This window comes from Streptococcus sp. HMSC057G03, from assembly GCF_001808745.1.
Lineage (GTDB): Bacteria > Bacillota > Bacilli > Lactobacillales > Streptococcaceae > Streptococcus > Streptococcus parasanguinis_Z.
Map to the genome: position 1 here is coordinate 81,063 of NZ_KV794415.1, position 10,313 is coordinate 91,375.

Here is a 10,313-nt window from a genome sequence, read left to right on the forward strand (position 1 = left end):
CACTTTTCTCACGGCGGAAAGTTTCAGTATATGTTTGAATCAAACATAATATATATCATTCTAATTTTTTTAGCATTACTTGTGTTAGCATATCGTGACAAACCCTACCAGTAAAAGAAAATTTTCCAAAATGGACTTTTTCTTCAGCAAAAAAAGCTCCGGTTTCCCGGAGCTTTTTGAATGATTAGTGTGAGACACGGCGACGTGCTGCTTTTTTGCGGTTTTCTTCGATGAAAGCTGCTTTTTGTTCTTCTGGTTCGATTACTTTTTTCTTGAATGTGTAAACTGCACCTGCGACAGCAGCAACTGTACCAGCAACACCAGTAACAAAACCTTTACCAAATCCTTTAGCCATGAGAATTTCTCCTTTTCTGAACTTTAAATATTTATGTTATAATATATGGTAACGAAAAAACGTGAATTTTGCAAGGAAAAACGATGAAAACCAAGATAATTGTGATTGTGGGACCGACTGCTGTTGGGAAAACAGCTCTTGCGATCGATTTGGCGCAAGCCCTCAATGGTGAAATCATCAGTGGCGATAGTCAGCAAGTCTATCGCAAGCTGGATATTGGAACAGCCAAGGCGACACCAGAAGAGCAAGCTGCAGCTCCCCATCATTTGATCGATGTGCGGGAGGTAACCGAGTCTTACTCGGCTTTTGATTTTGTAAGAGAAGCTAAACAGGCCATCGCGGAGATCACAGCCCGAGGCAAGCTTCCCATCATTGCAGGTGGGACGGGCCTCTACATCCAAAGTCTTCTTGAAGGCTATCATCTTGGTGGTGAAGTTCCTCATGAAGAGATTCTGGCCTATCGCGCTCAATTAGACGTGCTGTCGGATGAAGACTTGTACCAAAGAGTGGCGGAGCAAGGACTTGTGATTCCTCAGCTCAATCGCCGTCGGGCCATGCGGGCTCTTGAAATTGCGCATTTTGGGCAGGACCTCGCAAACGAAGAGACCGATTATGACCCCTATCTCATCTGTCTAGATGATGAACGGTCCTTGATCTATGAGCGCATCAATCGCCGAGTAGATCGCATGCTTGAGGAAGGCTTGCTGGATGAAGCCCGTTGGCTCTATGATAACCATCCCGAGGCTCAGGCAGCTAAAGGCATTGGTTACAAGGAACTCTTTCCTTACTTTAAGGGAGAGCAGAGCCTTGAGGAAGCCACTGAGATCCTCAAGCGCAATACGCGTCGTTTTGCCAAACGGCAGCTGACTTGGTTTCGAAATCGAATGGAAGTAAAATTTTACGCCATTTCTGCCCCCCACTTCAAGGAGCAGGTTCTTGCAGATGTAAAGGAGTTTTTACAGCATGATTGAAACAGAAAAAAAACAAGAACTCATCCTTTTGGTTGGTGTGGAACTTCAAGGCATGGACAATTTTGATATGTCTATGGAGGAGTTGGCGAGCCTGGCTAAAACAGCTGGTGGGGATGTCCGGGGCTCTTATACACAAAAGCGGGAGAAATACGATACCAAGACCTTTGTCGGCTCAGGAAAACTCGAAGAAATCGCTCAAATGGTCGAAGCAGATGAGATTACGACCGTGGTGGTCAATAATCGCCTAACCCCCCGTCAAAATGTTAACTTAGAAGAAATCCTTGGGGTTAAGGTCATTGACCGGATGCAGTTGATTTTAGATATCTTTGCCATGCGGGCTAGGAGTCATGAAGGGAAGTTGCAGGTGCACTTGGCCCAGCTCAAATACCTCTTGCCACGTCTTGTCGGTCAAGGGATCATGCTCAGCCGTCAGGCCGGGGGAATTGGTTCTCGTGGTCCAGGGGAAAGTCAGTTGGAGTTGAACCGCCGGAGCGTTCGCAATCAAATCACCGATATTGAGCGCCAGCTCAAGGCAGTTGAAAAGAACCGGGAAACCCTTCGTGAAAAACGCTTGGAATCACCTGTCTTCAAGATTGGTTTGATCGGCTATACCAATGCAGGAAAATCGACCATTATGAATCAGTTGACCAGTAAGAGCCAGTATGAAGCCGATGAACTCTTTGCGACCTTGGACGCCACAACCAAGAGCATCCACCTAACAGGCAATCTGCAAGTGACGCTGACCGATACGGTTGGCTTTATCCAAGATCTACCAACAGAGTTGGTTTCGAGCTTTAAGTCGACCTTGGAAGAAAGTAAGAATGTAGACCTTCTGGTCCATGTCATCGATGCGTCTGATCCCAATCATGAAGAACATGAAAAGACCGTGCTTTCGATCATGAAGGACCTGGATATGTTGGAGATCCCTCGTTTGACTCTTTACAACAAAGCAGATAAAGTAGCAGACTTTACTCCAACCCAGACACCTTTTAGCTTGATTTCAGCGCGCTCTGAGACAGCCCGTGAAGATCTCCAGGCTTTGCTACTAGAAAAACTGAGAGAACTCTTTGTTCCCTTTACCATTCGCGTTCCTTTTTCAAAATCTTATCGGACACATGATCTAGAAACGGTTGCGATCATTGACCAGCGGGAATTTGAAGAGGATGTCGAGGTCATTCAAGGCTATATCGCAGAGAAAAATAAGTGGAAGTTGGAAGAATTTTATGACGGATTACGTTGATTTAGCAATAAAATATGGAGGCTATACCAGCCTCGATCGGGTCTATCTGACCAATCTTTTAAGCACGATCCCTGAGGAATTGCGTCTCCGTGTGATTACGCCTCCCCCAAGTGTGATCAACGCCTATTTTGCTGAGCTCTATCAAAAGAAGAGCCCCAAGGAGGCCATGGATTATTTCTTGGACTTAAGTCGGGTATTTGACTTATTCACAGTTCAGCAAAGCTTTGATGAACGAAAGCCATTTATCCGCCTCAATTTATCAGGTAAATCTTATGGCTTGGCTTACGTAAATGAAGAGCTAGCCTGTGTCTTTGCTGAAGATCCAGCAGAGGCTATCACCCCTGCCATTTTATTTGAAGTCGCAGAGATCTTTCCGCATTGTTTGATCTTTGAAAAAGATGGCAAGATCTGTTTGCAAGAGGCCGGCCCAGAAGGGGTCACTAAAACAGAGGCCCTCTCAGCCCTGACTGATTTGATGACCTTGGAAGATGGACGCTTGAAACTGTCAGGATATAACCAAGAAGAGCTTCTCGAGCTAGCGCAAGCCTACCCAGGCGACCTTTCTTTCCGTTTAGAGAACCGGACGGCCATGATTTATATAGATAGAAAGTAGACAATGGACATTCAATTTTTAGGAACGGGAGCTGGGCAACCCTCAAAAGCCCGTAATGTATCGAGCCTAGCGCTCAAATTGCTGGACGAGATCAATGAAGTCTGGCTCTTTGATTGTGGCGAAGCGACACAGAATCAAATTTTAGAAACGACTATTCGTCCGCGAAAGGTTAGCAAGATCTTTATTACTCACCTACACGGAGACCATATTTTTGGTTTGCCAGGTTTCCTCTCTAGTCGGGCCTTTCAGGCCAATGAAGAGCAGACGGATCTGGATATCTATGGACCAGCAGGGATCAAATCCTTTGTCATGACCAGTCTTCGCGTATCAGGCTCTCGCCTGCCTTACCGCATCCATTTTCATGAATTCGATGAACATTCTCTAGGTAAGATTTTAGAAACCGATAAATTCACGGTTTATGCAGAAGCTTTGGACCACACCATTTTCTGTGTGGGTTACCGGATCATGCAAAAAGACCTCGAAGGGACGCTGGACGCAGATAAGCTCAAGGCAGCAGGGGTTCCTTTTGGACCGCTCTTTGGGAAAGTCAAAAATGGCCAAGATGTTACCCTGGAAGATGGCACTAAGATCATTGCAGCCGATTATATTTCAGCCCCTCGACCTGGTAAGGTCATCACTATCCTTGGCGATACACGAAAGACCAATGCCAGCGTCAGACTCGCGGTCAATGCGGATGTCCTTGTGCATGAGTCTACTTATGGCAAGGGCGATGAGAAGATTGCTAAGAAACACGGTCACTCGACCAATATGCAGGCGGCAGAAGTAGCGCGTGAAGCTGGAGCCAAGCGTCTTCTTTTGAACCATATTAGTGCTCGCTTCTTATCAAAAGACATCAGCCAATTGCGCAAGGATGCATCCAGCATTTTTGAAAATGTCTATGTCGTCAAAGATTTGGAAGAAGTGGAGATCTAAGATGCGAACCATTCTCATAACAGGAGCAAGTGGAGGCTTGGCCCAAGAAATGGTCAATCTCCTCCCTGAAGATCGGCTGATTCTCCTAGGCAGAAATCAAGAAAAACTGGAAAAGCTCTATGCCAGTCATCCTCAAGCTGAATGCATCGGGATCAATATCACTGATTCCTCAGCCGTCCAAGATTTGATAGAAGAGCTGACTCAGCGCTACGGGCAGATCGATATCTTGGTCAACAACGCAGGCTATGGGATTTTTGAGGCCTTTGATCGCATTTCTGACCAGCAGGTGCAGGAAATGTTTGAGGTCAATACCTTTGCTCTCATGCAGCTTTCACGCTTGATTGGTGCGCACATGAAGGCAGCAGGCAAGGGGCACATCGTCAACATCGTCAGCATGGCAGGACTGGTCGCAACAGCCAAATCCAGCCTTTATTCGGCTACTAAGTTTGCGGCCATCGGCTTCTCCAATGCCCTGCGGTTAGAACTGATGCCCTTTGGTGTCCATGTGACGACGGTCAATCCAGGCCCTATCCGGACCACTTTCTTTGATCAGGCAGACCCAGACGGAAGCTATGTCAAAGCTGTGGATCGCTACATTTTGGAACCAGACTTTGTGGCTAAGAAGATCGTGAAAAGCTTTGGAAAACCAAAACGTGAGCTCAATCTGCCTTGGCTTTTGAACCTGACCCACAAGCTCTATACTCTTTTCCCACGCATCTCGGACAAGCTAGCCTGCAAGATGTTTAACTTCAAATAGGAGGAGATCGATGGCCGCAAATATTCAAGCTTATTTAGAGAACCTCCAGCAACCCTGGGGACAGATCTATTATGATATCCTTTTTGAACAATTGAAGGACATCAAGGGAAAGCGAGTGCTTGATTTTGGCAGTGGCTTCGGTCTCGTGGCCAACCACCTGGCACAAGACAATGAAGTCCTTGCTGTGGAGCCTAATGAGGAAATGGTGGCCTTGCGGGTCCAGGATCATCCTTACCAGCAACTCGTTGGGAGTCTGGACCAAATAGAGAGCTTTGAAGATGCCAGTTTTGATGTCATCCTCTGCCACAATGTCTTGGAGTATGTAGAGGATCGCAAGGTGGTTCTCAAGGCATTCACCCGTCTCTTGAAACCAGGAGGCCTGCTCTCTATCGTCAAGCACAATGAGGTTGGCCGCGTCCTGCAGACCGTCGTTTTTGAAAATGATACTCAGAAGGCGCTTGATCTCTTAGCAGGTCAGGACCTGGAAACCCACTCCATGGGTTTGGCACAGGCCTATGATCTAGATAGAGCAGTAGACGATCTAGCCCTCGAAGTTCAGGACTACCAAGGGATCCGTGTCTTTTATGCCTTGCAGGACAATCGCTTCAAGGGCCAAGAAGGCTGGAGAGAGTCTATGCTCAAGATGGAGCTGGCTGTTTGCCAAGAGTCCCCTTACCGGGATATCGCCTTCTTCCAGCACTATCGGTTAAAAAGGAGTTAAGATGTTAGATTATAAAAAAGAAATTCCAGCGATGACAGACCTACTCGCACTCTACAGCTCGGTGGGTTGGACCAATTATACCAACAACCCATCTATGCTGGAACAAGCTGTCAAAGCTAGTCTCTGGCAGTTGGCCGTCTATGATGAGAAAGAGCTCGTCGCTTACATTCGCTTGGTAGGAGATGGCCACTCTGTCCTTTTAGTCCAGGACCTCTTGGTGCGACCAGATCACCAGCGCCAAGGCATTGGAAGGAAACTCTTAACAGAGGCTTTAGCGACCTTCCCAAATGTCTATCAACGGCTCCTCGTCACAGAACGTAGCGAGAAAAATCTAGCCTTTTACCAGTCACTCGGCTTTGTCGAACTTTCCGAGCAAGCCTGTACAGGGATGATTTATATGAAATAGAGAGTGGGACAGAAATCGGTAATTCGTTAGAATTCGATTTCGTCGCCCCACCTCCGCACAGTTGTGTAGGGCTGTAAAAGCTGATGAAATCAGCGTAGTAGAGCCCAGTCAACCGCTGCGTCTTGCTCGACAATTCAAAGATAACTGAGAGGCTAGGACTTTTGTCCCAGCCTTATCTATTTGACTGACAAAAGGGGAGATTGATGGTAAAATGAGGAAGAGATTAGGAGGAGATGGGATGAAGAAGAAAATAAAATGGGGACTTGTCTTATGTTCGGTACTTATACCAGTATGTTTGAGTGCCTGCAAACAAGGAACTGTAGAAAAACAAGGTTCTTCGAATAAAGAAGTACAGAAGAAAATCGATCGAAAAAACATTCATTTTGACAAGACAGGACCTGCAGCAACATTTGATTGGGATGCAAAGAACAGTATCAGATACATAACGTTTGAAAAACTTCCACAATATATGAGGTCAGATGATAGCGATGGGATTTCAATATATGGACAGCAACCGAATGAAGCCTCTCTATCTGAGGAAGGAAGAGTTCAAAAAGCTTTGCAGGTCGTTGAAGGAGTCTATGTAGATCCAAGGGGAATAGACACAGTAATCAAGGCCAATGGGGCAAAAAATCAAGAGGATATGTATACTCGACTCTGGAACGATTATATTATCCCTAAAATTGAAAAAAACAGTAGTACTTTTGATCCAAATACTTATGTGGAATATCTTGGTGAGAAGTACCCCCTCAAAATATATGGTCCCATGTATTTGAAGCTCATGACGAATGCATTGAGCTTTGGAAAAAAATATGAATTAAAGGGCTATGCAGTTAAGGGAAACAAAGTATTTATTCGCATTCAGGTACCAACGTACTTCCCAGAGCTTTTACCGAGAGGGAATAAATATTATAAAAATCCTAATGAGTCAGATTTCAATCAAGCCTTCTATGATTGGCTCGATGAATTCCATCAAAGGTATGCTGAAAAAGAAATAAATCGAGATGATCATATTTCCTATATCATGCTTTCAACAGTTTTACAACAGTTAGTTAACAAAAATTTCGAGGCAACCTCATTATCCGGTTATGCTTATAGTAAAACTTCGCCTACGGAATTCACGGTTGAAATGGAAGTGACAAATCAAGGTGATGTTCGAATTGATTTAAAAAACTTGGCTATTCTCTTACAAATCCCTCAACAAATGAAGGGGGATAATCAGTATGGTAAGCAAGATGAGAATAATATCTTTTGGACCATCCCATCTGGAAATAATAGTGATGGACAAAAGGTAAAAGAAAAATTAAAGAATTTTAACCCAAAAAATCCTGTTAAAAGCTATGCGATTGGAGAGCCAGTTCTATTTGCTAATGGCTTAGAAGTTACACTGAATAGTGTAACAGACGATCCAAATTTGGATGTTCAGGATGATCAAGACCGTATCGATACAAAGAAAAAACAACATCGATTGATCGTCGAATTCACCCTATCAAATACAACACCTCTCAGTATTGAAAATACTCCAGATTATACAAATGTAGATCTCTATGATGGCCATGGCAAATCTGCTTATATGCTGAATAATACTTTAAATTACAAACAGCCAACAGTCCTTGAAGCAGGAGAATCTGGTATATATAAAATTAACTATTTAACAGATGGGGATGGACCATTTACGGTTGTTTATGGTGATGCAAAATGGGTCGTTCAAAAATAGAGAAAAATCCAAATCTTTAATCAGCTTATTGTAAAAGCTAGTGAGTTTAAGAAATTATAAGAAGCTTCAGTTGTCAATAAATTATTAAAGAAATTTATTCATATGTGGTTGGAAAAGTCGGAAGACTTTTAAAGAAAAATGACGAACAAATAAGGTAAAAGAAGCGTACAGAAAGTAGAAAAGAGAGAATGAAGAAGATTTTTAAATCAATCAAGTTTTGGATATTTGTATTACTTGTTACCTTGGCAGGAGGCTGGTTTATCCGGTATGAAATTCATAAGCGTGATATATCACAATTTGTAACTTGGAAACCTCGTCCACACATAGTTGATTCCCAATTTATTGCAGGTGGGAAAGCAGTAGCTATTCAATGGGATAATAAAAAAGAAGTGGATGAGGCGCTGGAAGCAAATTCGTACAATCCAAAAGTTAAAGTAGAATGGTTTATAAATGGTGGAAATAGTGAACGGTACATTGCACAAGAAAGTTACAAATTAAAATCTGACCCACGTCTCTATTTTCAATATTATATTCGTGGTAATCAAGTTCCTTACCTAACTACAAATAAAGCACAAAAGGGAGAGTACTGGCTCATTGATGTCTATGATACCAAGGACAAGCGCTTAGTGAAGAAAACATATGATGTTTTTAAGATAGTACGAGATATGGATAAGAATTATATCCCCTTATCTGTTAAAGTTTCTTCTATGTTGTTGGATACATATGATGGAGAAACATACATTCCGATTGATATTCTTGTCGATAAGAAAGACAAATATATTGTAGAACCTGGAAATATCTATGTACAAACAGAGTATCAATCTCGTATAGGGTTAATGAATGTTAAGGATGGAAAGTTCGCTTGGAAAACCTCATCAGGCAAAGGTTATGAACAAGTTCAAAAAGAAAATCGAGAAAGCGACAAAGACTTGCATCCATTTGAATACAATTTTGAAAGAGGACAATTGCAGCTCCAACATTCACGTTTGTTATTTACAGATCGTAGTAATGAGACTAAGGATATCCCATTGAAAACACTCTATCCGAAAGTATATTCGATTTTAAGCAAAGGGAATAATCCAACTACTTTAAAATGGGATGAAAAACCGACAAAAGGGGAGAATGCCTACCTATACTTTCTCGGACCAGAAGATCTCAACTTTGATATTTCATTTTTGGAACTGCTTTATAAAGTTCCAGAGCAGCGTTCAGGTGGATGGGATGATGTCTTACGGTATCATAAGATACCAGCAGAGCTTTCAAAAGATGGGCAAGAACATCTTGCAAATAACAAAAAGGAGTTTTTCCAATATTTTACAAAGGAATTAAATCAAAGTAAGGATACTACAGAGTTCTCATTGCTGAGACGCTTATATGAAGTACAGAACTACGTAGTCTCTAGGGATTTTGGAAAGTCCTTCGGTGATCTGACCTTACCAGCTGAGTATACTAAAGATGGAAAGGTTCATGTCGTTCAAAATGATGAAGAATTCTTCAAATATATGGATTTAGAGAAAATTCCTAATAAAAAGATGAAAGAAGATATTAAAAAAATGTTCTCATACGATATAAAAAATTAATGGATTAGGTTAAATTTTACAAGGAGGTCAGGCTATGAAGCCCAACTATTTCAAACTATTCGCAGGAATTCCACTTATTCTTTGTTGCCTGTTTCTTTCCAGTTGTAAGATCATGAAACCGAGTGATTATAAAAAAGCGAAGGAAGTTGTCAGCAGTGAGCTTGCTAAGGTTGGTCTGCATGGGAATGTTAAAATTAACCGTCTTTCCTGGCAGGCTTTAGAAATTCCAGGTTATAATGTCGATTTTACTTATTCGGAGAAAACCTATGACGGTCAAACCGTACCTCTTGAGGTGCATGCTTTCTTACAAAATGACTGGTCTGATCCCTATGGACAAACCACTCCAAGTTATAAAGAAGTTTTTACAGAGCAGAAGGCAGTACAGAAAAAAGAGGCCCAACTACTGGATAAGCTTAAAAAGCAGGATCTAGGCCTGACGCTCTCTTATTTTCATTTTCTCCCCAATGTTGATTCTTCTTATCAAAAGGAGGCTGCAGAAGAATTGGAAGAACTGGCGGCTCAAAATAGGCAAGAAGGAAAGAACGATTTTGCGGGTTATTACCAGATTCCGTACGCCACCCTTATTCAAAAGGGGATGGTTCGTATGATGATCTCAGTAGAAGACGATCAAGCCATCCAAGAAAAGGATTTAAAAGCTGCCGCTAAAAAGTTGGATGCTAGTGTTCTTCCAGATGGTGACTATGATTTCTATTATCTGGATTTCAAGAATAAAGATCATGAATCCATCTCTTATCATTTCAACGTTAAGGATGGACAGGTTGTGAAATTGGATCAGTAAAAAAGTAAAATAGAATAAACGACAGCTCAGGATGAAGATCCCTGAGCCGTTTTTTTTATCTATTAAAGAAAAACAGATAAAAAAGAGAACCTTTCGGTTCTCTCTATTTGTTTCAACTTCTATGAATGAGAGTAGAAGTTTCTTCGTTAGGGGGTTGATAGAAGTAAGGACTTGATACGATTAGTTATCAGTCAATTTCCGTTTGATTCCAACAGCACCTG

11 protein-coding genes are annotated in these 10,313 nt (G+C 42.4%); 10 read left to right on the forward strand and 1 reads right to left on the reverse strand.

Annotated elements, in window-relative coordinates; all coding sequences use genetic code 11:
- Positions 1–184: 184 nt before the first annotated feature.
- A complete protein-coding gene (locus HMPREF2686_RS00420) occupies positions 185–355 on the reverse strand; it encodes a DUF3042 family protein (RefSeq protein WP_003002781.1) in 171 nt (56 codons plus the stop codon).
- An 83-nt stretch (positions 356–438) separates the two neighbouring features.
- Between HMPREF2686_RS00420 and miaA the strand changes: the two genes are divergently transcribed.
- From miaA to HMPREF2686_RS10080, 10 genes are all read left to right on the forward strand, one after another.
- Complete coding sequence (gene miaA / locus HMPREF2686_RS00425; RefSeq protein ID WP_070448790.1) at positions 439–1,326, forward strand: tRNA (adenosine(37)-N6)-dimethylallyltransferase MiaA; 888 nt, start codon at positions 439–441, stop codon at positions 1,324–1,326.
- Entirely contained in the window at positions 1,319–2,566 is a 1,248-nt protein-coding gene (gene hflX, locus HMPREF2686_RS00430; RefSeq protein ID WP_070448792.1) for a GTPase HflX, read from the forward strand. Before miaA ends, hflX begins: the two co-directional genes overlap by 8 nt.
- Entirely contained in the window at positions 2,550–3,179 is a 630-nt protein-coding gene (locus HMPREF2686_RS00435) for a cystathionine beta-lyase (protein ID WP_049506120.1), read from the forward strand. The genes hflX and HMPREF2686_RS00435 overlap by 17 nt, the downstream gene beginning before the upstream one ends.
- Before the next feature lie 3 nt (positions 3,180–3,182).
- The gene (gene rnz / locus HMPREF2686_RS00440; protein ID WP_049506122.1) at positions 3,183–4,112 is read left to right on the forward strand and encodes a ribonuclease Z; all 930 of its coding nucleotides are present in this window, start codon (positions 3,183–3,185) and stop codon (positions 4,110–4,112) included.
- A 1-nt stretch (position 4,113) separates the two neighbouring features.
- Positions 4,114–4,869 carry an SDR family NAD(P)-dependent oxidoreductase gene (locus HMPREF2686_RS00445; RefSeq protein ID WP_049506123.1) on the forward strand — a complete coding sequence of 252 codons (756 nt, stop codon included), beginning with the start codon at positions 4,114–4,116 and terminating at the stop codon, positions 4,867–4,869.
- A 10-nt stretch (positions 4,870–4,879) separates the two neighbouring features.
- The gene (locus HMPREF2686_RS00450; RefSeq protein ID WP_049506125.1) at positions 4,880–5,590 is read left to right on the forward strand and encodes a class I SAM-dependent methyltransferase; all 711 of its coding nucleotides are present in this window, start codon (positions 4,880–4,882) and stop codon (positions 5,588–5,590) included.
- A gap of 1 nt (position 5,591) precedes the next feature.
- Positions 5,592–5,996 (forward strand): GNAT family N-acetyltransferase, encoded by a 405-nt coding sequence (locus HMPREF2686_RS00455; protein WP_031576953.1) that lies wholly within the window; start codon positions 5,592–5,594, stop codon positions 5,994–5,996.
- A gap of 238 nt (positions 5,997–6,234) precedes the next feature.
- The gene (locus tag HMPREF2686_RS00460) at positions 6,235–7,713 is read left to right on the forward strand and encodes a hypothetical protein (protein ID WP_239681881.1); all 1,479 of its coding nucleotides are present in this window, start codon (positions 6,235–6,237) and stop codon (positions 7,711–7,713) included.
- Between the two features lie 188 nt (positions 7,714–7,901).
- Positions 7,902–9,293 carry a hypothetical protein gene (locus HMPREF2686_RS00465; RefSeq protein ID WP_049506494.1) on the forward strand — a complete coding sequence of 464 codons (1,392 nt, stop codon included), beginning with the start codon at positions 7,902–7,904 and terminating at the stop codon, positions 9,291–9,293.
- A gap of 34 nt (positions 9,294–9,327) precedes the next feature.
- Positions 9,328–10,092, forward strand: coding sequence for a hypothetical protein (locus HMPREF2686_RS10080; protein WP_049506493.1), 765 nt, complete (start codon positions 9,328–9,330; stop codon positions 10,090–10,092).
- Positions 10,093–10,313 lie beyond the last annotated feature (221 nt).

Excerpts from the sequence above, each read along its gene's own strand:
- HMPREF2686_RS00420 (WP_003002781.1), bottom strand. The coding sequence starts at position 355 with ATGGCTAAAGGATTTGGTAAAGGTTTTGTTACTGGTGTTGCTGGTACA.
- miaA (WP_070448790.1), top strand. The coding sequence starts at position 439 with ATGAAAACCAAGATAATTGTGATTGTGGGACCGACTGCTGTTGGGAAA.
- hflX (WP_070448792.1), top strand. The coding sequence starts at position 1,319 with ATGATTGAAACAGAAAAAAAACAAGAACTCATCCTTTTGGTTGGTGTG.
- HMPREF2686_RS00435 (WP_049506120.1), top strand. The coding sequence starts at position 2,550 with ATGACGGATTACGTTGATTTAGCAATAAAATATGGAGGCTATACCAGC.
- rnz (WP_049506122.1), top strand. The coding sequence starts at position 3,183 with ATGGACATTCAATTTTTAGGAACGGGAGCTGGGCAACCCTCAAAAGCC.
- HMPREF2686_RS00445 (WP_049506123.1), top strand. The coding sequence starts at position 4,114 with ATGCGAACCATTCTCATAACAGGAGCAAGTGGAGGCTTGGCCCAAGAA.
- HMPREF2686_RS00450 (WP_049506125.1), top strand. The coding sequence starts at position 4,880 with ATGGCCGCAAATATTCAAGCTTATTTAGAGAACCTCCAGCAACCCTGG.
- HMPREF2686_RS00455 (WP_031576953.1), top strand. The coding sequence starts at position 5,592 with ATGTTAGATTATAAAAAAGAAATTCCAGCGATGACAGACCTACTCGCA.
- HMPREF2686_RS00460 (WP_239681881.1), top strand. The coding sequence starts at position 6,235 with ATGAAGAAGAAAATAAAATGGGGACTTGTCTTATGTTCGGTACTTATA.
- HMPREF2686_RS00465 (WP_049506494.1), top strand. The coding sequence starts at position 7,902 with ATGAAGAAGATTTTTAAATCAATCAAGTTTTGGATATTTGTATTACTT.
- HMPREF2686_RS10080 (WP_049506493.1), top strand. The coding sequence starts at position 9,328 with ATGAAGCCCAACTATTTCAAACTATTCGCAGGAATTCCACTTATTCTT.